The following is a 25,620-nucleotide window of genomic DNA, read 5'->3' as shown; positions in this document are numbered from 1 at the left end:
GGGAATTAGATTAAAAATTAGGACGCTTATTGACAATCATCCTCCGAAAAAATAGATTGTCTTAAAACTAAACAAATTCTATGAAGAATAATTTAGCCTACGCATTATTAGTAATGTTGATTGCAGTTGCATCTTGTAGCTTTACCAATAAATCTTTCGAAAATACAGATGATAAAGATAAGTTGCTTCTTGAGCTTATTACTTATGTGCTTGAAAAAGGGCATTATGATCCAAAGAATATTGATGATGATTTCTCTGTAAGTGTATTTGAAGATTTTATTGATGTTTTGGATCCTACAAAACGTTATTTTATTGAAGAAGATATTTTGGAATTCGAACAATATAAGTTTCAGATAGATGATCAAATTAAAAATACTGATATCGCTTTTTTTAATATCGTACATGAGCGATTAATGAAAAGAATGAATGAAGCTAAGAATATTTATAAAGAGGTTTTGGCTACCCCATTTGACTACACACAAGACGAGTCTATAAATATCGATTATAAAATAGAGTCTTTTGCTGCATCTAAAAATGATTTAAAACAGCGTTGGAGAAAGCAGTTAAAATATGCAACTATGGGTACTTATGATTCTAAGTTAACTGATGTTGCTGAGGATAAAGAGCCCTTAACTCCTACTGAAGCTGAAAAATCTTCTAGAAAATCTACTCAGAAAACACTGGATGAATTTTTTGATTTTGTAGATGATTTGCAACGTAAAGATTGGTTTGTACAATACATAAATACTATTGTAGACGAGTTTGATCCTCACACATATTATTTTGCACCAGAGGAAAAAGAGAAATTTGATACTAGTATGTCTGGTAAATTTGAAGGTATTGGTGCTCGTTTAAGAAAAACGAATACTGGTGCTAAAATTGAAGGTATTATTTCTGGTGGACCTGTTTGGCTTGATCAACGTATTGAAGTTGGTGATGAAATTATAAAAGTAGGTCAGAATGGCGGTGAGCCTGTAGATATTGTTGGTATGCGTTTAGACGATGCTATTAAAATGATAAAAGGCCCAGAAGGAACAGTGGTTGATCTTACAGTTAAAAAGATTGATGGTTCGCATGAAGTTATTTCATTAACAAGAGATGTTGTAGAATTAGAAGAGTCTTTTGCGAAATCGGCGAATATTTATAAAGATGATAAAAAATACGGTATAATTAATTTACCTAAGTTTTATGTAAATTTTGAAGATTATGGTGAGCGTAATGCTGCAACAGATGTCGCTAAAGAAGTGGAGCGCCTTAAAGAAGAAGGTGCAGAAGGCTTAATTTTAGATTTAAGAGACAACGGTGGTGGTTCATTAAAAACAGTAATTGAAATGGCTGGTTTGTTTATTAAGGACGGACCAATTGTTCAAGTACGTTCTTCAGATGATGGAAAAGAAGTGTATGATGATAAAGATGAACGTATTCAATGGGATGGTCCGTTGGTAGTATTAGTAAACGAATTGTCTGCTTCAGCATCTGAAATTTTAGCCGCTGCAATGCAAGATTATAAGCGTGCCATAGTAATCGGTAGTAAACAAACTTTCGGTAAAGGAACCGTGCAAAATGTAATTCCATTAGAAAATATTGTTCGAAGTAATGATCATGGAGACTTAGGCGCTATTAAATTGACCACTCAAAAATTCTATAGAATTAATGGTGGCTCTACACAATTAGAAGGTGTTAAGAGTGATGTTGTTGTGCCGGACAGATATAGTTATATAGATTTAGGTGAACGAGATCAAGCTAATCCGCTTAAATGGGATAAAATTTCTCCAGCAGATTATACCCCTTGGGAAGGTTATATCGATTTTGAAAAGACCATTGCTAATAGTAAGAATAGAATGGCAAATAATGCTCAAATTAAATTAATTGAAGAGAATGCACAGTGGATTAAATCTGAACAAGATGAAACTGTAATTTCTTTGAAATATGATGTGTATAAAGAAGAAGTTAAAAAAGATAAAGAGAAATCAGATTATTTTAAGAAAATGGCTGATTACGATTCTCATTTATCCTTTAAATCTTTGCAGTATGAGCAAGAATTGTTTACCAAAGATTCTGTTCTACGTGAGAAAAGAGACCGTTGGCACAAGAATTTAGCAAAAGATGTTTATGTTGAAGAAGCAGTAAATGTTTTACAAGACATTCAGATGAATAGTAGTATTAAGAAAGATAATTCAAAATTGGCTAGCGTTAAAGGATAACGACCAATTACGATGATAAAAAAAAGCCTGCTAATTAGCAGGCTTTTTTTATGAATCTATACATATTTTGTTTTAGGCTTTCTATTCGCTGACTGTAGGTTGAAGTTTCATAGATTCCGAATTAATACAATATCGCAATCCACTTGGTTTTGGTCCATCAGGAAAAACATGACCTAAATGCCCGTCACAAGTATTGCAAAGTACTTCTACGCGAACCATGCCGTAAGTGGTGTCTTTTATATACTTAATAGCATTTTCTTTAATTGGTTGTGTAAAACTTGGCCAACCAGTACCCGATTCAAATTTAATAGTAGAATCAAATAAGGGTTCGTTGCAACAAACACAATTATACAAACCGGCCTCATGAATACCACAAAGTTCTCCTGAATGCGCAGCCTCTGTTCCCTTATTACGGGTAATTCTAAACTGTTCAGGTGTTAAAATTTCACGCCATTCGGCAGCAGTTTTTTCTACTCTTTTATCAGGTTTTGGGTTTCCATTAACCGCAAAATGAATTACGTCTTTCCATGTAAGCATACTAGTTTTTCTCTCTTTATTAGATTAATACACGTCGCACAAAGTATAAAAGTATTGTGAGATATAGTACTGTTTGGTCGAAATAACTTATTAAATCTTACAATTAGAGATAGGTGTATACTCTTTATTTATTTTACTTTTGAAGCATGAGCAGTCGTACTAAGAATAAAGCTATTTACACCATTCTACTTTTAATATGTGTTATAGGTTTTTGGTTATTTGAAAATTTTTACACCCCTGACACCTATTCAGCAAAAGATGAAAATAGTCCTAGTACTGAAATAGCTCAGCTATTTTTACCTAGTTCGACGACAGGTGAAATTGTAGCGCATCAACATTTTACACTGTCTTATAATGAGCCTTTTGAGCAAGCAGAATGGGTAGCTTATATGCTGAAGAAAGAACACTTAACTTATGATGATCGTAAGCGTCCGTATTTTATTGAAGACCCTGCTGTAAGAACTAAGTCCGCCGATTGGCGTAACTATAAAGGCTCTGGTTATGATAGAGGTCATCTTTGCCCGGCTGGTGATCGTCGTTTTTCTAAGCAGGCATACAATGAAACTTTTTATACGAGTAATATTAGTCCACAAGACAGAGATTTTAATGCTGGAGTATGGAATAGATTAGAGCAAAAAGTGAGACAGTGGGCAAAAAAGTATAATACTATTTTTGTGGCTACGGGCGGAGTGCTTGAAGATGGATTAAATGAAATAGGTGATGAAGATGTAGCTGTGCCAAAGTATTACTATAAAATTATAGCACGAGGAGACGCTGATAATTTAAAAATGATTGCATTTCTAATGCCCGGCAAAGAAAGCTCAAAACCTTTGCAGAATTTTACCGTAACTGTTGATGAAATTGAAAAGTTAACAGGAATCGATTTCTTCGAAAAACTATCGGATGCTGTTGAAGCAAAACTTGAAAGTACCAATGTTAAAAACGATTGGAAATTCTAGTAACCTTCTTTCATTCTATTGGCATCTAACTTTAAAAATATAAAGAGTAATGCCGTAAAACCGAGCATACTGGATCCACCATAACTAAAATAGGGCAGTGGAATACCGATTGTTGGTAATAGGCCTATTACCATACCGACGTTTATAAAATAATGTATGAGTAATATAGAAATAACGCCATAACCGTACATTCGACTAAAATCTGTCTTTTGGCGTTCTGCCAGGAAAACTAATCGTAATAACATTAAGGTGAAAATAACGACTACCGCCGCAGTTCCTAAAAACCCCCATTCCTCTCCTATGGTGGTAAAGATATAATCTGAATGTTGTTCGGGTACGAAATTACCTTTGGTTCGCGTTCCTTCCAAAAAGCCCTTGCCCCATAGTCCACCAGATTCAATAGCTTTTTCAGACTGATAACTATTGTAGCCAATAGTTTGTCTAATCTTTTCTAATTTTTGTGGATCTTTTTCAAGGCGCAACCAAAGACTAAAGCGATCACGGTGTCTTTGTTCAAAAACATTATTAAAAACAAAATTAACAGAAAGTGAAAAAAGTAAAGTGGCGACAATTGCACCAGTTACAGGTATTACCGGAACCTTAAACTTTTTCTTTTTCAACATCATAAAAAGTAAAATTATGATGGCTATGCTAATTGCAATCCAAACTGTGCCAAACATTAATGTGATTACAAAAACCAAGATTGCAAATAAGCCAATACCTAGATAGTACAATGGCAAACCTTCTCTAAAAATAACAAAGGTCATCGCAAAGAAGACCAAAGCACTCCCTGGATCTGGTTGCGGAATAATTAATAAAGCTGGAATTAACAATATAAGAAAGGCATACCATTGATCTTTGCGCCGTTTTATATCTGTTTGAATATCACTTAGATATTTAGCTAACCCTAATGCTGTGGCAACTTTTGCAAACTCTGAAGGTTGTAAATTAAAAAAACCTAAATCGTACCAAGATGTAGCACCAGCAATAGTTTTACCAAAGAGAAATAACCCCAATAAGAGCACCATTGCAATAATATAAAATAGACTGGAAAAGCGTTCGTAGAAATTAGGATCGAGACTTAATAAAATTACCGTCGATGCAAAACTTGTAAGTATAAAGAAAAGTTGTTTACCATGTAAGGTGCTGAAATCAAATATGGAAATATCGGTATCGGTAAATGTGCTCGAATAAATATTTACCCAGCCAATTAAAACTAAAAGCAAATAGAATAATACGGTGAGCCAATCAATTCTTTTAAGAATACTTCTACCTACTGCCATACTTAATTTTTTAACGGGCTTCCGTTTCGTGTTTTATGGCGTCTTTGCTCCAATCATACTCATTTATCTTAAACTCTTCACCGCTATATGGCTTAGCATATTCTCTTTCTAATGTTCTTTCTAACATTCGCTTTTCCAGATCTTTTCTAGTAATATATCCTTTTAAGTATTTCTCAATTAATAAAGAAGCGATATGGCCAGCATATCTAGAACCGTAATAACCATTTTGAATATAAACTGCTAAAGCTATTTTAGGATTGTTGACTGGTGCGAAGGCAACAAAAACAGAATTGTCAGTCAATTGAGTTCTAACGCTATCAATTACCATAAAATTCTCCACGGTTCCTGTTTTACCTGCAATTTCGATGTCTGGTATTTGAACATATCTCGCAGTACCCTTATGATATACATCGGCCATACCTTGTACTACCGGCTCAAAATGTTTTCTGTCAATCGTTGTATTTCTTCGTTCTGTAAATTTGGGGATTTCAATATCTTCTCCCTCAATTTTTTTAATGATGTGCGGCGTGTAAAAATGACCTCTATTCGCAATCGCTGCTGTCATGTTTGCTAATTGAATAGGGGTTACATTAACTTCTCCTTGTCCAATAGCGTTAGAATATGTAGTTGTTGCTGACCATCTTCTGTCACCTTCTCCATACCACTTATTGTAAAGCTCAGTACTTGGTACACTTCCGCGTCTTCCTGTGTGAAGGTCAGATCCTAAATATGACCCTAACCCGAAACTTCTAACATGACCTTCCCAAGCATCCATTGCTTCAGCATTAGACGGAAATTGTTCGAAAATCTTTTTATAAGCTCCTACGAAATAAGCGTTACAAGATTTGTAAATTCCGTTATTCAAATTTCTAGTTCCACCACCACAATGACATCCTTTTTTACTTCTTCCAATATAAAAACCATGATGACATGTAAAAGTTGTTGATGGCGTTACCGCTCCAACTTGCAATGCGATAAGCGCATTTATTGCCTTAAAGGGTGAGCCTGGACTTTTTTCAAACGAAATAGATCGGTCAAAAGTTGGTTTGGAAATGGAATCATAATGTAGTTTGCTATAATTAGCAGAACGTTTTCTTCCTACTAACAACGATGGGTCATATGTTGGGCCAGAAATCATTGTTAAGATTTCTCCTGATGAAGGTTCGATGGCTACAATACCTCCCCATTTACCATGCATTAATAGTTCGCCGTATTCCTGTAAATCCTTATCAATTGTAAGGGTTATTTCTTTTCCTTGTATCGGTTGTACATCAAGGGCTCCATCCTTGTACTTGCCAATATCTCTATTAAAGCGGTCTTTTTGAATATATTGAATGCCTTTTCTTCCTCGCAATGTATCCTCATAAACTTTTTCAACTCCAGTTCTACCCGTTAATTCACCTTGAACGTAATATGGATTTTTAGCTAAATCGCGATCATTTACTTCACTAATATATCCTAATACATTTGCTCCTGAATTGGTGTCGTAATACCGAAGAGATCGTTTCTGTATATAGAACCCAGTGTAATGGCGCATTTTTTCTTGAAGCCTAGCATAATCCTCTTTTGATAATTGCGGAACAAGAACGGAAGGTAGCCTTGGGGAATAATGACGCGCTTTTTTGAGCTCTTTAATTAGTTTGTCATGTTTTAAATTTAATAAACTACAAAACTCTAAAGTGTCAAAGGCTTTTACTTCTCTCGGAATAACCATAACATCATAGGCAGGATCATTACCGACTAAAAGCTTTCCATTGCGATCATATATATAACCACGTTCAGGATAGTCATAAATTTCTTTAATCGCCGGATCTCCTGCAAGATCAGGGGAGTAACTAAAAATTTGTAAATAGGAAAGCCTACCGAGAAAAACAATCCCGATTATTACAATGATAGATGAAAGTAAAATCTTTTTCATCAAAGAGAGAATTAATGTTTTTAAATGGAAATTAAATCTTCCTAAATTATATATTCACTAAGCTTTCTTATTGCTTTTTTTATTCTTTACGCACACTAAAAAGTGAAGTAAACAATAGGCACAATACTAAAGTGGCTAGGCCATTGGCGACTATTTTCTTAATTATCAATAGAATATTACTAAAACTGAATATTTCTAAAGTGTAGAAAAAAGCATGATGCACTACTATTAATAACGTTAAAAATGCAATTTGTTGTACCCTTGTGGTGTTGCCTAAACGAAAGGATTGAAACTCAAAGTTAACGCCAAATACAAATCGCATAATTGTAGGCCTTAAATAGGCTATCGTAACTGTTGATGCGGCATGTAATGCCATGGTGTCCGAGAAAAAATCAATTGATAATCCCAATAGAAAACTAAGTCCAATTAATAATGCTCTATTTTCTTTTACAGGATACCAATACAAAAATAAAATGTACACCATCGGATTAATAAACCCGAAAAAATTGAGCCTATTAAATACCAAAACCTGCACTAAAACAAGTAGTGCAAACCTAATGAAGTTGATAAAGTAATAATTACTAATCATTCGCTTCAGTTTGTTTTTCTAGTTCTTGTATTTCTTTTTTATCCGCATTGCTCACAACATAAACATTTTGAATGTTCGTCATGTCATTAAATAAAGTAACATCAATGGTGTAAAAGTTCTCCGAATTGTCTAGGTCGAACTTTTTGATTGTTCCAATGGGAATGTTTTCAGGAAAAATACTGCTCATGGCTCCAGTAACAATGGTATCGCCTACCAACAATGGTACTAGTTTCGGTATATCTATTAATTGAACAACATTATAATTATTGGCATCCCAAACTAAAGACCCAAAATGATTGGTATTTTTAATTTTTGCATTGATGTTCGATTTTTCGTTAAGTATACTCTGTACCGATGCAAAATTATTAGACGTGTTTTCTACAATTCCTAAAATACCTTGGTTAGTAATTACACCCATGTCAATTTTAACGCTGTCCTTTTTACCTTTATTTATGGTAATGTAATTGCGATGGTCGGCATAACTATTCTTAATTATTTTTGCTGGTGTAATGGTATATGTAAGCTGAAGCGAGTCAAGTTTAACTGTGTCTTCTAAATCAAAATTAAAAAGTAAATTTCTCAGCCTTTTATTTTCATCAACTAATGCTTTGTTTTCTTTTTGAAGTTCAAAATAAGATGAAACTCCATGTGAAGCATTATATATATTGCCGGTCATCCAATTTGAAGAATTGAAAAAGCGCGATTGATGAAATGAATGTGATTGAATTGTAAAACCTAAGGATATAGTCAACAACAGAATATACAAGAGAAAATTCTTGTTTCTTATTATAAAGTTGATGATTTGCTGCATTCACTTGGTCTTAAAAATTAGTCCCAGCCGGATTTTCGAAAATTTCTACTGCACCCGAAGACTACTTAATAAGGATGCTCTTATAGCGGTCCAAGTTTTTTAAGGCGATGCCAGTACCTCTTACAACTGCTCTTAATGGATCTTCCGCAATATATACAGGTAGGTCTGTCTTTTGTGACAACCTTCTGTCCAAACCGCGTAGCATTGATCCACCACCTGCTAAATAAATACCAGTGTTGTAAATGTCTGCTGCTAATTCTGGAGGTGTTTGCGAAAGCGTTTCCATAACTGCATCTTCAACTCTAAGAATAGATTTATCCAATGCTTTAGCAATTTCTCTATATGAAATCTGAACTTGTTTAGGTTTTCCTGTTAATAAATCTCTACCCTGAACAGATTTTTCGTCTGGGGGCGATTGTAAATCTTCAGTAGCCGAACCTATTTCAATTTTTATATTCTCTGCAGTACTTTCACCAACATATAAGTTGTGTTGCGTACGCATGTAATAAATAATATCGTTTGTGAAGACATCACCTGCAATTTTCACAGATTTGTCACATACAATTCCACCTAAGGCTATAACTGCAATTTCGGTAGTACCGCCACCTATATCAACAATCATATTTCCTTTTGGTTGCATAATATCTAAACCGATACCAATTGCTGCTGCCATTGGTTCGTGAATTAAATAAACTTCTTTACCATTTACTCTTTCTGCCGATTCTTTTACCGCACGCATTTCAACTTCAGTAATCCCTGAAGGAATACAAATAACCATTCGTAAAGCTGGTGGGAACCATTTTTTCTTTAACGCAGGTATGTTTTTAATAAACATATTAATCATCTTTTCAGATGCATCAAAATCTGCAATTACACCATCTTTCAATGGTCTAATGGTTTTTATATTTTCATGAGTTTTGCCTTGCATCATGTTGGCTTCTTTTCCAACAGCAATAATTTTGCCCGATATACGATCGCGTGCAACAATAGAAGGGCTGTCAACAACAACCTTGTCCATGTGAATAATGAGGGTATTCGCCGTACCTAAATCGATGGCGATTTCCTCGGTCAAGAAATCAAAAAATCCCATTTTAATTCGTTTGGTTTCGTTACTATAGTTAGAGTGGGGTGTATTTCGTCGACAAAAGTAATGAAATTAATGCTTGAAATGACGTGTGCCTGTCATTACCATAGATACTTTATTCTCATTACAATAATCGATACTTAATTGATCTTTAATAGATCCGCCCGGCTGTATAACGCTAGAAATACCACTTTTATTGGCTATTTCTACACAATCTGGAAACGGAAAAAATGCATCACTGGCCATTACAGCTCCTTCTAAGTTAAAATTAAAAGATTTTGCCTTGTGAATTGCCTGATTTAAGGCGTCTACACGTGATGTTTGACCAGTGCCGCTAGCGCATAACTGTTTGTTTTTTGCCAGTACTATGGTGTTACTTTTAGTATGCTTGCAAAGTTTAGAAGCAAAAATTAAATCTTCAATTTCGCTAGCAGTAGGTGCTATTGTAGTCGCAGTAACTAAATCTGCGGGTGCATCAGTTTTATGATCTTTTTCTTGTAACAACATCCCGTTTAAACATGTTCTTACAATCATTTCAGGCATTGCTACTTCTTTTTGAATTAAAATAATTCTATTTTTCTTGCCTTTTAAAATTTCTAATGCTTCTGCGTTGTAGCTAGGTGCTATTACAACTTCACAAAATAATTTGTGTATTTCTTCAGCAGTAGCTTTGTCAATTTCTTTATTACTGATAAGAACTCCGCCAAAAGCAGAAACAGGATCACCTGCCAATGCATCTATATAGGCTTGGTGTAAATTATCTCGTTGCGCTAATCCACAGGCGTTATTGTGTTTTAAAATAGCGAAAGTAGGAGCGTCATTTTTAAATTCTCCCATTAAATTAACAGCAGCGTCAACATCCAATAGATTATTATAAGAAAGTTCTTTACCATGTAATTTGTCGAACATTGCATCGAAATCACCAAAGAAAAATCCTTTTTGATGTGGATTTTCTCCATATCGTAAAACCTTTCCATTAGTCTCACTTACTTTTAAAGCGGCTATATCGTGGTTTTTATTAAAGTAATTGAATATTGCAGTGTCGTAATGTGAAGAAACATTGAACGATTTTGCAGCAAATCTTTTACGATCTTCTAGCGTTGTACTTCCATTTCCAGTAGAAATTAATTCTAATACTTCTGAATAATCTTCCATTGAAGAAACACAAAGTACGTCTTTAAAGTTCTTGGCAGCAGCTCGTATTAATGAGATTCCGCCAATATCAATCTTCTCAATAATATCTTGTTCAGATGCGCCACTTGCAACTGTTTTTTCGAAAGGATATAAGTCAACAATTACAATATCTAATTGTGGAATATCAAATTCTTCCAATTGTGCAACATCACTATCGTTATCTTGACGGTTTAAAATTCCTCCGAAAACTTTAGGGTGTAATGTTTTTACACGACCACCTAAAATAGAAGGATAGCTTGTTACATCTTCAACAGGCACAACCGCTACTCCTAATTCTTGAATAAATTTTTCAGTACCACCAGTTGAATATATGGTGATGCCAAGTTCTTGAAATTTTCTTACGATTGGTTCTAAACCATCTTTGTGAAATACGGAGATAAGTGCTGAAGTAGCTTTTTTAGTGCTCATTTTTACGTGTATATAGAGTGTGGGTTAACGACATGCAAAAGTAAATTTTTTAGCCGTTAAACTTAGACGAGGTTATCAACAAAAACACTAAAGTTTTAAACGTTTTGAGGAAGTATTTGAGCTACTTTTTTATTTATGAATTCTAAAAAGCGTTCATCAGCATCAGAAAATGGATCTTTTGTGTTCGAATCGATGTCTATTTGACCAATATTTTCGCCATTAACAAACAGTGGGATTACGATTTCAGATTTTACTGTGATACTACAGGCTATATAGTTGTCTTGCGCCTGAACATCAGGTACAACAAAATTCTCATTGCTTACCGCTACCTGGCCGCAAATACCTTTACCAAAGGGAATTATTGTATGGTCTGTTGGAGTGCCAGCGTACGGTCCAAGTTTAAGTTCATCCTTATCACCATTTTTAAAATAGAATCCTACCCAATCGTAATATGTAACTTTTTCTTTCAAAAGCTCACAAATGTTTAATAAGCGCTCATCTACAGTTAAGTTGCTGTCTATTATAGCTGTTGCTTTCGATTTTAATTCTTCAAACATCTTCATTTTTTTTGACAAAAGTAATTTATTCTGAGAATCAGGTCGTTGCTATTATTTATTCTATGTCGAAGATTTTTAAAGTTATTACAAAAAAAAAGGATGTCATTTTATGACATCCCCTTTATTTTCAATATTGTATTTATTTATGGTTGAATCTTCACATCAAAAGTGATGCTATTATTCACATTAAAACCAGGATCCAAAGCGGTTATCTTGATAACACCTTTTTTACCGTAATTATCTACAAATTCTATAACATCACCAACAGCTAAACCACTAACACTTTGACCAGTCGATTTAACAATAACATCTAATGAACCTGATAAAACAATGGCATCAAAATCTGCAGCTAGCATATTTGATGGTGTAAAGAACGTCTCGTTCAATGTTTCATTAGCAGCATCTTCTTCATCTGAACCTGGCTCTAACCCATCAACAGGGAAACCAAATGATTCATCATAAGAAGCTGTAGAAGCAAAAGATGCTTCTTGATCTTTATAATAATAACCAAAATCCCAAAAAGCTCTAAATTCTGGACCTTCGTTAATTCGGTAAACTTCTTCATTTAATAAAGAGAAGAACGACTCTGTTGTACCATCAGCAGCTGGTGCGAATAATTGAATATCTGTAAACTCACGAACTGGAGTAGATGGGTTTGTACCCGTTCCAACAGTTACTGTTATAGTTCCTACACCTAAGGCTAACCTTTTAGTTGGATCTCTAAAATCACCTTTACCTGTAGTTGTCCAAAAACTATAAACAATAGTTCCATTGTCTACATCCGGTACCGGTAAATTAAAAGTAAAGTCAATTTCTTTTTTAGTAGCGCCATCTAAATCAATTGATCCATCAGCTTTTAAAGCCTTTGTTAATTCAGTATCGTTTAAATCAAAACTGTTGAAAGGCATATCACCTTCTCCAGAAACATTTTGTGTAATGTACATTCTTCGTTGTGTAGTAGCATCAGAAGTAAAGATTACTCTACCTGGTACATCCGTTCCAACTTCACCACTAGCACTAGCAGTTACTATGTTATTTGCTGGTGTAGCTTCGTTGTAAATTATAGTGGCAACTTCTTCAACTGGATCATCGCCGTCTCCATCTCCTTCGCCGCCTTGGTTTCCAGTATCAAATACAGAACCGTCGTCAGAAGAACAACCAACCATAAAAAGGGTTAGTGTAAAGGCCATAAAGCCTAATTTTAAAGGGGATTTTAATCGCTTTTTCATAAGTCTTAAAATTTTATTAGTTATTTTTTGAATATTAGATGAATGGTATTATAAACACCATCAACTACTCATAACTGATTTTTTTAAAATTAAGTATGTGAAATTGTAATTGTTTCGGGTATTAAGAGCGTTTTACCCCTTTTTTCATAACATTCAAGCTAATATTTCGTTAAAGAAATTAGTAGTATATAGGTGCTGCTTAATATTATGTACTTTTGTAGTGATGAAAGAAATTTTACATAGATTTTTATCTGTAACCATGGCATTAATGGTGCTAGCTTCTACGGTTTCGTGGACGGTTAGTAAGCATTATTGTATGGGACGTCTTATGAATGTGGCACTTTTTGCACATGCAGATGATTGTGGTATGGATATGTCTATTTCTAATTCTGATGAGGTATTGCAAATTTCGGACGAATATTCTTGCTGTGATACCGAAATGATTACTGTTTCTGGGCAAGATGAACTTACATTTTCTTATGATAATTTAGAATTAGACCAGAAGTATTTTTTGGTATCGTATATTCAGAGTTATATTATTTTACTACAAGATGATGCCAGTAATACTGTAACTGGTGATCAATATCCTCCACCTATTTTAATCAAGAATATTCACCTTCTTGACGAAGTCTTCTTAATATAAGATTTATACCATTTTCCCTGATTGTGTTCTACACAACAAATACTATGTCGGATATTCCGATTACCATTGTTATCATTTGAGCTATTGTTGCATAGTATTTAAAAATGTTCGCTTTTAACGGTACGCTTATAAATCTGAAAATAATGAATCATACATATACTATTACAGGCATGTCGTGTAACGGCTGTCGTTCACATGTCGAAGCAACTTTAAAGAAAGTTGAAGGCGTAACCAATGTTATGGTTAATCTTGAAAAGGCTTCCGCCGAAATTGAAATGGAATCTCATATTCCTATTGAAAAATTTAAAGAAGCCCTAAAGGATGATGGCGGAGCTTATACTATTGACATTCCTGGGGAAAACTCCCATTCAGAAGAAAAGAAAGTTGTGAAACCCAAAGCGGGTGCAATGGGTACGTTTTATTGCCCCATGCATTGCGAGGGTGAAAAAACATATGATGCGTTTGGAGATTGTCCCGTATGTGGAATGGATCTGGTTGAAGAATTATCGGTAAATACGACCAATGTTCAATATACATGCCCAATGCATCCGGAAATTATTGCAGATGAATTTGGACCTTGCCCGAAATGCGGAATGGATTTGGTTCCCTTAAAAGCAGACCTTTCGACTGAGGAAAAGAATTATAAAAAACTTCGTAATAAGTTTTGGATAGCTGTTGCTTTTACGCTTCCTATTTTCTTGATTGCAATGTCTGAAATGATACCAACCAATCCTTTGTATGATGTTTTGGATTTAAAATATTGGAATTGGATTCAATTTATGCTGTCTCTTCCGGTTGTGTTTTATGCAACTTGGATGTTTTTTGAAAGAGCCTATCTATCTATAAAAACATGGAACTTAAACATGTTTACATTAATTGGTATTGGAGCTGGTGTTGCATGGATATTTAGTGTTTTTGGCATGTTGTTTCCCGATTTTTTTCCTGCTCAATTCAAAACAGAATTTGGTACAGTTCACGTTTATTTTGAGGCGGCCACTGTTATCTTAACTTTAGTATTAATGGGTCAATTACTAGAAGCTCGTGCACATAGTAGAACCAATGCTGCTGTTAAAGAATTACTGAAGCTAGCACCAAATAAAGCTGTTCGTGTTTCTGGCGATACAGAAGAAACTATAGCAATAGACCAAATAATTTTAGGTGATTTACTTCGCGTAAAACCTGGAGATAAAATTCCGGTAGATGGCGTAATTGAAGAAGGAGAAAGTTCGGTAGACGAATCGATGATTACCGGAGAACCTATGCCAGAAGAGAAAACAGTAGGTGATTCTGTACGTGCTGGGACCATAAATGGGAATCAATCTTTTATTATGAAAGCACAAAAAATAGGTGCAGACACCTTGCTTTCTCAAATTGTTGAAATGGTAAATCAAGCAAGTCGTAGCAAGGCTCCCATACAGAAATTGGCGGATAAAATCTCAAGTTATTTTGTGCCGGTGGTCGTATTTATTTCGGTAATTACATTTGTCGTTTGGGCCCTATTCGGTCCAGAACCAGCATATGTATATGCTTTGGTTAATGCAATAGCTGTGCTAATTATCGCTTGTCCGTGTGCATTAGGTTTAGCAACACCAATGTCGGTTATGGTTGGGGTCGGTAAAGGAGCCCAAAATGGTGTGCTTATTAAAAATGCTGAAGCATTAGAGAAAATGAACAAAGTGAATGTGCTTATTGTCGATAAAACTGGCACACTTACAGAAGGCAAACCATCGGTTGAGAAAGTTACAGTGATTTCAGAAAATATTGACGCTAAAAAAGTTATTCAATATATGGCTAGCCTAAATCAATTGAGTGAACACCCTTTGGCGGCAGCTACTGTTAAATATGGCAAAGAAGAAAACATCACATTTTTACAGGTTTCAGATTTTAATGCAGTAACCGGAAAAGGCGTGTCTGGTATTATCGAAGGAAAAAAAATAGCCATTGGAAATATAAAGATGATGCTTGAAATGAATGCTAATATTTCCGATGAAATAGAACATCAAGCTTTTCATGAACAACAACAAGGGAAGACAGTTTCTTTTTTGGCTATCGAAAAAACGGTGGTCGCATTTGTTGTTATTACTGATAAAATTAAAGAAACTAGTAGACAAGCAATAACCGAACTGCAGGAAAGCGGAATTAAAGTTATGATGCTTACTGGTGATAATAAGGAAACTGCAAAGGCGGTTGCAAGCGAATTGAATTTAAATGATTACCAAGCAGAAATGCTACCCCAAGATAAAATGAACGAAGTTACACGTTTACAAGAAGAGGGGTTAATTGTAGCAATGGCTGGTGATGGTATTAATGATGCGCCTGCTTTGGCAAAAAGTGATGTGGGCATAGCTATGGGTACAGGTACCGATGTTGCAATAGAAAGTGCTGCAATTACATTGGTTAAAGGTGACCTACATGGTATTGTTAAGGCATATAAATTAAGTGATAATACAATGAAAAATATAAAACAAAATTTATTCTTTGCTTTGGTATATAACACCGTTGGTGTGCCTATTGCAGCTGGATTACTATATCCGTTTTTCGGCATATTATTATCACCTATGATTGCTGCCTTAGCAATGAGTTTTAGTTCCGTTTCTGTAATTGCGAATGCATTACGATTAAGAACAGTAAATATTAATTAATAAGGTAAAATATCAAATGAAAATATATCTATATATACTTACAGTATTATTCCCTGCGCTGTCTTTTACTCAAGACATGGTTAAGGGTATGATAATGGAACCTGCTGCTAATAATAAGCACCTAGGGCTAGAAGGCGCCAATATTTATTGGATGGATTCGCAAACAGGAACCATTACCAATGAAGAAGGCTTATTTCAAATTCCATATTCTAAAGCTTACGATAAATTAATAATAAGTTATGTGGGTTTTAAATCAGATACGCTCACAATTAATGAGCCCACTATGGTGCATCATCTATTGAAACCTACAAATGAATTAGATGAGGTTGTAGTAGAACAAAAGAAAGATGCGGTGCAAAAAGCATATTTTAGTTCGCAGAATATTGTTACTATCAACAGTGCTGAATTGCTAAAAGCTGCTTGTTGTAATCTTTCTGAAAGTTTTGAAACCAATCCCGCGATTGATGTCAATTTTTCGGATGCATTAACGGGTACCAAACAAATTCAAATGTTGGGTTTAACGAGTCCGTATTTATTAATTACCCAAGAGAATATTCCTATGGTTCGCGGTGCTTCGCAGGCATACGGACTCACTTTTACACCTGGCACTTGGGTAGAAAGCATTCAAATAACCAAAGGAGCGGGGAGTGTGGTAAATGGTTACGAAAGTATTTCGGGGCAGATTAATACGGAACTAGTAAAACCTTTAACGGATAATAAGTTATTTGTAAACGGCTACGGTAATGTAAATGGTCGCTTAGAACTGAATACACATTTTAATCAAAAAATCTCTGACCGTCTAAGTTTGGGTGCGTACATTCATCACAATAGACGCGATATTAAAGAAGACAATAATGATGATGGATTTTTAGATGCGCCTTTGGCAAATCAAATTAATGTGATGACAAGGTTGCAATATCAAGACCCAGAAAATGGATGGGTTAGTTTTTTGAATCTTCGTTATTTGGCTGATGAAAAACTTGTTGGACAAGTTGATTACGATAGAACGACGGATCGCCTTTCTAATTCAGCTATGTTAACTGGTAATGAAATCTGGGGAAGCGAAATTGACACTAAACGTTTCGATTCATCTTTAAAACTGGGTTATGTGTTTCCTGAACTACCGTTCCAGAGTATTGGTTTTCAAACCTCATATAGTCTGCATAAACAAGATTCATATTTCGGATTGAACGAATATGACATAGATCACGAAAGTGTGTATTCCAATTTAATTTTCAATTCTATTATTGGTGATACACGTAGCAAGTTTAAAACGGGGCTCACTTTTGCTTATGATGGTTATGATGAGGTTGTAAATACTTTAAATTATGTGCGCGACGATGTCTCGGCTGGAGCATTCTTTGAGTACAGTTACGAGAATTTAGAAAAATTGAGTTTTACGGCTGGCCTACGTGTAGATACACATAATAGACTCGGTAATTTTGTTACGCCAAGACTTCATGCGCGTTACACGCCTTGGGATCGCGGTAGTCTAAGAGCTTCATTTGGTCGCGGGCGAAGAGCAGCTAATATTTTTGCTGAAAATCAGCAATTGTTTGCCACTTCTCGTCAAATTCAAATTTTAGATACCGAAGGAAGTATTTACGGTCTAGATGCAGAAGATGCATGGAATTATGGGGTTAGTTTTTTACAAGGATTTACTTTTCTAAACAGACCAGGGAATATAACCCTAGATTATTATCGAACGGACTTTAAAAATCAGGTGGTGGTGGATTGGGAAAACTCTAGAGCGATTACTTTTTATAACCTCGATGGAAAAAGTGAAGCTAATAGTTTTCAAATAGAATTAAATCATGAGATTTTAAACAATTTAGAATTACGTACGGCTTATAAATATTACGATGTGAATACTGATTATAACAACGGAAACTTACAGAAACCGTTACAAGCGCAAAATCGCTTTTTTGCAAATCTCGGTTATCAAACTGAGTTGAGTGAAAACGGCGGACAATGGCGATTCGATTATACCTTGCATACCGTTGGCGAGCAGCGTTTACCCAATACCGATACAAATCCTCCAGCATACAGATTGGGCGATTATGCAGCAGGTTATAGTCTAATGAATGCACAAGTAACAAAAGTATTTAATACGCAGTTTGAAATTTATGTTGGTGGTGAAAATTTGAGTAATTTTAAACAACAGAACCCTGTGCTAAGTGCAGAAAATCCGTTTGGCGCAAATTTTGATACCAGTATCGTGTATGCACCAATAATGGGACGTATGTTTTATGCGGGATTTAGATATAAAATTTAGAAGAAGTAAAATAAATACCTATGAAGAATATTTTTTTAGTGCTTATAATGGCTTTGTTTTTTGTGAACGTAAATGCCCAAGAGAAGAATAAAAAGTTAACTATGGATGTTAACGGAAAATGTCAAATGTGCAAAGAACGAATTGAAAAAGCAGCATTGGGCGTAAAAGGGGTTAAGTATGCCCAATGGAATATTCCAACGCATCAGTTGTCATTAATTTATAATGAAAACAAAACGAATCCAATGTTAATTAAAACTGCTATTGTAAATGTGGGCCACGATACAAAAGAATTAAAAGCAACTGAAGAAGCTTATGATTCTGTGCACCCGTGCTGTCGTTATCGCGAAGATAATAGCGATGATGGCGTAAATCATTAAAATTAGCATAGCTTATAAAAAAGCGCATGCCAATTTTCGTATGCGCTTTTTTATAAATCTACTTTAAGAAAAAGCTTTCGCAATAGTATCATTATTCAGTTTCGATTTTTCTAACCTCAATCGTAAAAGCTCTAGCTGGATTAAGCACTAGAATTTTATTGATATCATCTGCTGTAAATCCATTTTTTAAAAGTTCGGGAATTAGATGTAAAAAAATCGCATCAAACTTTCGTATTTCTCCACCATTCGGATAACCATTACCATCATGTGATAAAAGTACGTGGTCTAGTAATTGTTTTTGTTTAAACAGTTTTAACCGTTTTACGTATTCAGTTGTATTCGATTCTTTTACACCATCTAGCGAAATCCATGCACCTTGGGTTGCTAAATCAATCAAAACAGAATCGTTGTCAACTTTGTTAGCGTGTGTCCAAATCCAAGCACTCAGGTGAATGTTATTTTCTTTTAGCAGTCTAGTTTGCAATTGCATCGCCTCTAAATTAGCGCCGGTATGCACAGCTAATGTTAAACCTGTTGAAAGGTGAGTTAGCATACCTGCCTCAAACAATTTAGTATCTATTTCCGATGGTGATTTGCCATCATCAAAACCTAGCTTAACAAAACCAGGTTTACTTTCGGTACCTTTTATTCCGTATTTAAATTCATCAATCCATATTTTTGAAATTGATTTTGCACTGGCATTATAAGCTAATTCTGGAATATATCTGTCGTTTGCTGCTCCGTAAAAGCCAGTATTTGTAATGATTTGCACCCCTGTTTCAGTCGATATTTTTTCTAGTAAATCTATTCTTCTACCAAAATATTCGGTGGTACAATCAAAAATAGAATTCACCCCTAGAGCTTTTACTTGCCTTAGATAGGGAATAACTTGATTAAATAATTGTAGCGTGTCATAACTAAAGGTCTCGTTAATGTCTTTACCATAATTAGACATAATATGTTCATGTGAAAGACTTACGCCCAATTCAGAAATGAAAGTGGAACCTTGTACCGTATTTAAACCTTTTTCACTTTTGCAAGAAACTGAAAGCAGCAAAAAATGAATACTAAGAACTATTCCGAAATTGAAATTTTTCATATAGAAAGATAACTTATTTGTTCTTAATTCTTGTGACTATTATTGAATAACAGCTGTTTTATATTGCAAATTAGTTTGTTAAATTATAAGCGGACACATTTTAAGTTATCCCAAAAAAATATATAAATTGTAGTACATATTAAATGTTCTCCAAAATTTTTAATTCATACAAACGTCTTATGAAAAATATTCTGTTTACGGGCTTTACCAGCTCATTTGTCTTTTTATTGCTTTCATTTTCTTCCTGCAAAGAAGCTCCTGAGCAAGTTGTTGACCAATCGGAAGCCATTAACGAATGGTTTGATGTTAAGTATGAAGAACTGCTTCAGATGAGCCCTTTAAGTTTGACCACTCAGGGTAGAAAAGATCAATATGACAAAATAGATGATTATAGTAAAGCAGCAGCAGACAAAAAGTTAGCTTGGTACACAGAAGCCACAAATGAACTAAAGGAAAAATTCAATTACGACAACCTGAATACAACCGATAAAACGTCTTATGATTTATGGGTATATCAATATGAGATATTAAAAGAAGGTCATAAATATCGCAATATGAGTTATGTTTTTGATCAAATGAGAGGTCTGCACACTGGTCTGCCAAATTATTTAATCAATTTTCATAAGGTGGATAGCCTTGCAGATATTAACGCGTACATTTCTAGAATTCAAGAAGCAGGTCGGGCTATGAACCAATTGGTAGCAAATGCAAAAGAGCAAGTAGCAATTGGTATTTTGGCTCCAAAATTTGCTTTTGAAACCGTACGTAAACAAACGATAGGATTAGTAGATGGGACTCCTATTCTTAATGATATGCATCGTAAAATAGATGAATTAGTTGTTGCTGAACAGATTACTGCTGAAGAAGCAGCTACTCTTAAGGCTAAATCAGCTCAAGCGATTAAAGATTATTTTAAGCCTGCATATGAGAATCTTTTATCGTGGCTAGATACAGAAATTACAAATGCTGAAGAATCACCAACGGGTGTTAGTCGTCATCCGAATGGTGTAGATTATTACAATCACCAATTAAAAGTATTTACCACCACGAAGATTACTGCCGATGAAATTCATGATAAGGGACTTAGTGAAGTAGCTCGCATTAAGAGCGAAATGATGGCTATTAAAGAGAAGGTAGGTTTTGATGGTGATTTAAATGCATTTTTCAATTTTGTAAATACCGATAAACAGTTTTTCTTTCCGAATACAGATGAAGGAAGACAAGGGTATTTGGATGAGTCTACTAAATATTTAGATGCTATCGATGCTAAACTACCCGATTACTTTGGAATTTTACCTAAAGCAAAATTGGTGATTAAGCGTGTAGAAGCTTTTCGAGAACAAGATGGAGCACCACAACATTATTCGAGGGGTACACCAGATGGATCTAGACCTGGCACATATTATGTGCATTTATCAGATATGAATGCAATGCCTAAATCAACTTTAGAAGGTGTTGCTTATCATGAAGGTAATCCTGGTCACCATATGCAAATTTCCATAGCTCAGGAACTTACTGATATTCCTAAATTTAGAACCCAAGCCGGTTTTAGTGTTTATAGTGAAGGCTGGGCGCTTTATACCGAAACTTTGGCAAAAGAAATGGGCGGTTATCAAAATCCGTATTACGATTTTGGTCGTTTGGTTAATGAAATTTGGAGAGCTATACGTTTGGTTGTTGATACAGGTTTGCATGCAAAAGGATGGACCGAAGCTGATGCGATAAAGTATTTTACTGAAAATTCATCTATTTCTGATGGAGCCATAAAAGCTGAGGTTCAACGCTATATGGTAATGCCGGGACAAGCCACTTCGTATAAAATAGGAATGTTGAAGATTCAGGAATTACGTAAAAATGCCGAAACAACACTCGGCAATTCATTCGATATTAAAGGATTTCATGATACCGTGCTCGGTGGGGGTGCTTTGCCTTTGCCATTATTAGAACGCAGTGTTAATGAATGGGTAGCTGCCGAAAAAGCGAAAGCTTCTGAGTAAGTATAAAACCTATTAGTTCGTTTGATTACAATTTAAAATATAAACCAGATTTTAACCCTATTTGCGGCATTTTAAAAAGGGGTTAAAATTTGACCGTACTATTGGTTGTTTGGTTTCTTTTGTTTTAGTAGAACGATTGTAGGTGTGCTTAGCTTTAATATCATGTAAAACGCTCTTTTTTAGATATTTAGGTGTTGTTAAACTTGTCTTAAGATTGTAATTTATAAGCTTGTTTTACGTCTAATGTGTTGTGTACATAAGGGTGCATAATGTACCCATCACAACCTAAGATTAAGAAAAATTATAATGAGACATAAAGAACAAAAACACAAAGCAAATGAAGCTGTTATTGATCGATTAATTACTAGGCACGAAAGCTGGAGAAATAGTCGAAGGCATACCGCCTTAAAATTAATACGGTTTTCTTGATTTTTAAGAACAACAGAAAGGAGGCAAAAGCCTCCTTTTTTTTTAAAAATAGTTTCTATTTTTAAACATTGATTTGCAGTCAATTAAGATAAATGACTAATTTAGTTTTACAACCTAAATACTTTTTAATGTCTTCGAAACTACTGCTCCTATTTGGTATACTATTCTGTTTTCAATTTGGTACTGCACAAGAGAAAAATAAATTTAATCCGTATGCACAGCCAAAAAAGTGGAAAAAAGAAGAAGAACGTTTAAAGAAAATAAGAGAAGCTGCGAAAAGCGATTTAAAAATTTGGGAACGTACCGATTATGGCGACACTAAGCTGTATGAAGCAGATGGGTATCGTGCTAATTTTACACCAAATAGTTCAAAACGGGCACCCAAAGATTTTATCGCCTTGGTTTCTTCCAACAAAGGGGACAAATATTCCATGTTAGATTTGTTAATTGAATATAGAGGTGCTTGTGAATCACAGATGACGGTTAAAACCACCTCCATTATGTATACCAATCCTATAGTACAAAAGTTTCTAGAAACCAGAGATATCAATGATCTTCCTGTCTTAGGAATGTTGGAAGCTATGAAAAAAGGCTTGCAAGATCAGTGCGATGAATTGGAGTCTATTCGCTTTACTTTAGGTCCTATTTATGTGCCACCAATAGATGGTAAGGGAAAAAATCAAAAGGTGGTCTACAACGGACATATGAATGAAAATTCTGGCTGGCAACTGACAAAAGGTTTCGATGATGCCGTAGATGATTTTGTGCTAAAAATGTATATCGCACCAGAATTGACTTCTAATCTGGCTGTAAAGTATGAGGGGGCTTGTAACCCTAATCAAAAATTTCATATCGCTCCTGTTTTTTCTAATAACACTGAACGTTATGGGTATCAAAAAGAGAAAACGCTTGTTGGTTACGAAGGTGTGGCAACTAGAGCTATTAAGCAAGCTGTTTTAGAATGTCCAACTATAGAAACAATTGAATTTTCGTTAGAATACCTGCCAGAACCTATGTTTGTTCGTGAGGATAAAAAAGGGGTGATTCGCGCAAGTAAAACTAATAATTGGGCATTGGACGTTTCCGATTTTGCATACTTTAGATCGGAAGGGCCTTCTATTACAGATTATTCTGATGTAATAACACTTTTAGAAAAAAGAGAGTTTCCGTTTATAGATCGCTATTCCGATTTTTTTAAATTATTTTATGAAGATTTTATGGATGCCTACGGTACCACCTGTAGGAGTAATCTAAAGAATGCAACAAAAATTAGTATCCATGCTTTTGAGAGTCGGTATAATAGCGAAGGCTATAAAGTAAGCGAAAATGAAATTGGTGAGCCTCAAGTTTCTTATGTGGAAACGGCTTATTTAAGACGCTATCAGCGGTATGCACATTATAATAAAGGTACTGTGCTCTATAATATATTTAAAGGCTTCTTTAGTGGGAATCAAGCGAATGGCGTTGATGCGATTTTATTTCGTGTACGTGGCTCGCAGTATATTAAAAAATACATCAGTAACAATTGCGATGGTGAAGAACTAAAAGGCCTTTACGATTATATGCAAGAATTGGCAGCAGGTATTAATTAGGCTAGCCGCTTTTTTAATTCTGTTTTTGCAACCATTTTGTATGGCGATTAGCAGCTTCCGAGGCCCATTGTTGGGGTCGTGATCCAAAACATTCTAAAATGGCATCAACACCAATGATAGTCCCTTTTGCAAGTCTTCCGAGTAAGGCAATCGGAATTTGATTGTCTTTTTTACTCGATTGTACATATGCGTTTTCATCGGTAGCAACCCCCAACTTATCATGTACCGCTTCTATTAAATTATTGGAAAGCATTTTTTTGATTATAGGTGCATCAACCGCTTCAATTTTTGGAGCATCTAAAACCGAATCAATCATTATGTTTGCGGTAATCGATTTTCCATTCAATTCAAATTGCCAACCGGCTGCTGTTAAATCAAATTCAGGATTATTAGCCATTTCTAAATTCATAACCCCCGCTTTGTGCAATGCTATTAATTGCTGAATACTTTCTACTGGTGGACCATAGGAGTATCGTTTCGATTGCTCGTCTAAAGCAATTATTTCTGCAAAGATCTTTTCATTACAAACATTATAAGAGAGTTCCGCATATATTGAAGGTTGACAATGGCGCCATACTTGACCGATACAATAGTCTAAACTTATGGGACTTTCTCCCGTGGCCATACCCACAAAATCTTGCATGGTTATTTGTGAGGCTTGCTGCGTCGGAGTAATTGTTTCGTGTTCATAGCTGTTATCCTCCAACCATTTTTCAATACGTTTTTCCGTTTCCTGTTGTGATAGCTTTTGACCCTTTCTGTTGGGTAATTGTAAAAATACTTTTGCAGCTATGGGAGCGAAAGCACGAATTAAAAATTGTGGACTTTTAGCAGCTTTTTGAATCGATTTGTCACCTATCTTCTTTTCGAAAGCCGAAATTTGTTCAGCTGTAGGTTGAAATAAAGCATCTATTGCTGCATTCAGAGGTTTTGGTGCTGGCGGTAATCCATCTAAAGAAAACGGCACCAATAAATCAGTTAGTGTTTTAGAAGTTTTATATGAACACGATTTCGTTTTGTCGTTTTCAGTAATAAATTCTCCGAACTTTAAAGCAATAGCTCTAACAACATCTATCATCGCTAATCCAAAACCACGCACCCCAATAGTACTATTTTCAGTAAGATTTTTGTCGTTTAAGAAAGCATTAATAGGGTAGGGCGATTTAAAAAGGTGTATTTCATTCTTATCGGTAGCAAAAATATTCCACTCCTCAATTTGTTTGGACAGATATGTGGGTTGATGCCCGATGGTAAGCAACACCTCGTTTATATTGGAATAGGTCTTATTATTTGTTTCCAATACTATTGTTCGCGCGTCATTCATTTCAATGGTTACCACCTGTTTTGGTATCAAAGAAACTATTTTGGCTTCTACAAGCGGAATGACAAAAGATTCAAACCGTTCTTTTAAATATTCACCAACTACAGCGCGCGGGGGGTAGGTGTCTGATTCTGTATTGGGAATTATATTATAATCTTTGTTCGCCCACTCGTGGTACGACGGAAACGAAGGAATATTTAATGTTGCAGTTGTTACCGCAGGGCGTTTATCTAAGTATAAAATTCGTTCTGTAATATTTATCCAATTGGATTTTGGTTGGTCTGTCGGATAGACTTGCCCATTACCAAAATTGCCTGTTTCTTCAAATAGTAGAATCTTCAGTTGCGATAAACTGTCACGCTGTTGTAATTCTGAGATTAAATTTTCAAGCGCATAGCCACCTCTGGGTCCTACACCTATAATTACCATTATACGTTCACTAGCCATGTAACTCCCGTTTAGATTGGATTCT

The 25,620-nt window shown here is 35.1% G+C and carries 19 protein-coding genes; 8 read left to right on the top strand and 11 right to left on the bottom strand.

What is annotated here, in order from left to right; genetic code table 11:
• The first annotated feature begins 80 nt into the window (after positions 1 to 80).
• A complete protein-coding gene (locus UH7x_RS04775; protein WP_482362582.1) occupies positions 81 to 2,204 on the top strand; it encodes a carboxy terminal-processing peptidase in 2,124 nt (707 codons plus the stop codon).
• 81 nt (positions 2,205 to 2,285) lie between these two features.
• On the opposite strand, the gene msrB is transcribed toward UH7x_RS04775, so the two are convergent.
• A complete protein-coding gene (msrB, locus tag UH7x_RS04770) occupies positions 2,286 to 2,741 on the bottom strand; it encodes a peptide-methionine (R)-S-oxide reductase MsrB (protein ID WP_482362581.1) in 456 nt (151 codons plus the stop codon).
• A gap of 146 nt (positions 2,742 to 2,887) precedes the next feature.
• On the opposite strand from msrB, the gene UH7x_RS04765 reads away from it, so the two are divergent.
• Positions 2,888 to 3,700, top strand: a complete 813-nt coding sequence (locus tag UH7x_RS04765; protein WP_482362580.1) for a DNA/RNA non-specific endonuclease — start codon at positions 2,888 to 2,890, stop codon at positions 3,698 to 3,700.
• Here UH7x_RS04765 and rodA read toward each other — a convergent pair.
• The 8 genes from rodA to UH7x_RS04725 form a co-directional block, all read right to left on the bottom strand.
• Complete coding sequence (gene rodA / locus UH7x_RS04760; RefSeq protein WP_482362579.1) at positions 3,697 to 4,983, bottom strand: rod shape-determining protein RodA; 1,287 nt, start codon at positions 4,981 to 4,983, stop codon at positions 3,697 to 3,699. The two genes, UH7x_RS04765 and rodA, sit on opposite strands and share 4 nt — an antisense overlap.
• Positions 4,984 to 4,993: 10 nt before the next feature.
• Positions 4,994 to 6,901, bottom strand: a complete 1,908-nt coding sequence (locus tag UH7x_RS04755) for a peptidoglycan D,D-transpeptidase FtsI family protein (RefSeq protein WP_482362578.1) — start codon at positions 6,899 to 6,901, stop codon at positions 4,994 to 4,996.
• 79 nt (positions 6,902 to 6,980) lie between these two features.
• Positions 6,981 to 7,490, bottom strand: coding sequence for a rod shape-determining protein MreD (locus tag UH7x_RS04750; protein WP_482362577.1), 510 nt, complete (start codon positions 7,488 to 7,490; stop codon positions 6,981 to 6,983).
• The gene (mreC, locus tag UH7x_RS04745; RefSeq protein ID WP_482362576.1) at positions 7,483 to 8,301 is read right to left on the bottom strand and encodes a rod shape-determining protein MreC; all 819 of its coding nucleotides are present in this window, start codon (positions 8,299 to 8,301) and stop codon (positions 7,483 to 7,485) included. The genes UH7x_RS04750 and mreC overlap by 8 nt, the downstream gene beginning before the upstream one ends.
• A 61-nt stretch (positions 8,302 to 8,362) precedes the next feature.
• Positions 8,363 to 9,391 carry a rod shape-determining protein MreB gene (locus UH7x_RS04740; RefSeq protein ID WP_153756878.1) on the bottom strand — a complete coding sequence of 343 codons (1,029 nt, stop codon included), beginning with the start codon at positions 9,389 to 9,391 and terminating at the stop codon, positions 8,363 to 8,365.
• A 66-nt stretch (positions 9,392 to 9,457) separates the two neighbouring features.
• Complete coding sequence (gene purH, locus UH7x_RS04735) at positions 9,458 to 10,987, bottom strand: bifunctional phosphoribosylaminoimidazolecarboxamide formyltransferase/IMP cyclohydrolase (protein ID WP_482362575.1); 1,530 nt, start codon at positions 10,985 to 10,987, stop codon at positions 9,458 to 9,460.
• Between the two features lie 95 nt (positions 10,988 to 11,082).
• The gene (locus UH7x_RS04730; RefSeq protein ID WP_482362574.1) at positions 11,083 to 11,544 is read right to left on the bottom strand and encodes a GAF domain-containing protein; all 462 of its coding nucleotides are present in this window, start codon (positions 11,542 to 11,544) and stop codon (positions 11,083 to 11,085) included.
• Between the two features lie 143 nt (positions 11,545 to 11,687).
• Entirely contained in the window at positions 11,688 to 12,773 is a 1,086-nt protein-coding gene (locus UH7x_RS04725; protein WP_482362573.1) for a hypothetical protein, read from the bottom strand.
• Positions 12,774 to 12,996: 223 nt separating this feature from the next.
• Here UH7x_RS04725 and UH7x_RS04720 point away from each other — a divergent pair, with 223 nt between their 5' ends.
• The 4 genes from UH7x_RS04720 (at position 12,997) to UH7x_RS04705 (ending at position 18,710) form a co-directional block, all read left to right on the top strand.
• Positions 12,997 to 13,416, top strand: coding sequence for an HYC_CC_PP family protein (locus UH7x_RS04720; RefSeq protein WP_482362572.1), 420 nt, complete (start codon positions 12,997 to 12,999; stop codon positions 13,414 to 13,416).
• A 143-nt stretch (positions 13,417 to 13,559) separates the two neighbouring features.
• Entirely contained in the window at positions 13,560 to 16,058 is a 2,499-nt protein-coding gene (locus UH7x_RS04715) for a heavy metal translocating P-type ATPase (protein ID WP_482362571.1), read from the top strand.
• 16 nt (positions 16,059 to 16,074) lie between these two features.
• Entirely contained in the window at positions 16,075 to 18,333 is a 2,259-nt protein-coding gene (locus tag UH7x_RS04710) for a TonB-dependent receptor (RefSeq protein ID WP_482362570.1), read from the top strand.
• Positions 18,334 to 18,353: 20 nt separating this feature from the next.
• Positions 18,354 to 18,710, top strand: coding sequence for a heavy-metal-associated domain-containing protein (locus tag UH7x_RS04705; protein WP_482362569.1), 357 nt, complete (start codon positions 18,354 to 18,356; stop codon positions 18,708 to 18,710).
• A gap of 91 nt (positions 18,711 to 18,801) precedes the next feature.
• Here the strand turns inward: UH7x_RS04705 and UH7x_RS04700 are convergent, their stop codons facing one another.
• The gene (locus tag UH7x_RS04700; RefSeq protein WP_482362568.1) at positions 18,802 to 19,809 is read right to left on the bottom strand and encodes a phosphotriesterase family protein; all 1,008 of its coding nucleotides are present in this window, start codon (positions 19,807 to 19,809) and stop codon (positions 18,802 to 18,804) included.
• A 179-nt stretch (positions 19,810 to 19,988) separates the two neighbouring features.
• Between UH7x_RS04700 and UH7x_RS04695 the strand changes: the two genes are divergently transcribed.
• Both UH7x_RS04695 and UH7x_RS04690 read left to right on the top strand, forming a co-directional pair.
• On the top strand, positions 19,989 to 21,806 hold the full coding sequence (locus tag UH7x_RS04695; RefSeq protein ID WP_482362567.1) for a DUF885 domain-containing protein: 1,818 nt from the start codon (positions 19,989 to 19,991) through the stop codon (positions 21,804 to 21,806).
• A gap of 557 nt (positions 21,807 to 22,363) precedes the next feature.
• Positions 22,364 to 23,827 (top strand): hypothetical protein, encoded by a 1,464-nt coding sequence (locus UH7x_RS04690; protein WP_482362566.1) that lies wholly within the window; start codon positions 22,364 to 22,366, stop codon positions 23,825 to 23,827.
• A 13-nt stretch (positions 23,828 to 23,840) separates the two neighbouring features.
• Here the strand turns inward: UH7x_RS04690 and UH7x_RS04685 are convergent, their stop codons facing one another.
• Positions 23,841 to 25,595: an FAD/NAD(P)-binding protein gene (locus tag UH7x_RS04685; RefSeq protein ID WP_482362565.1), complete on the bottom strand. Its 1,755-nt coding sequence runs from the start codon at positions 25,593 to 25,595 to the stop codon at positions 23,841 to 23,843.
• Positions 25,596 to 25,620: the final 25 nt, after the last annotated feature.

Source organism: Aurantibacter sp. UH7, from assembly GCF_056839165.1.
The sequence above is the reverse complement of the archived record's forward strand: the minus strand, read 5'-3'. Positions and strand labels throughout refer to the sequence as shown.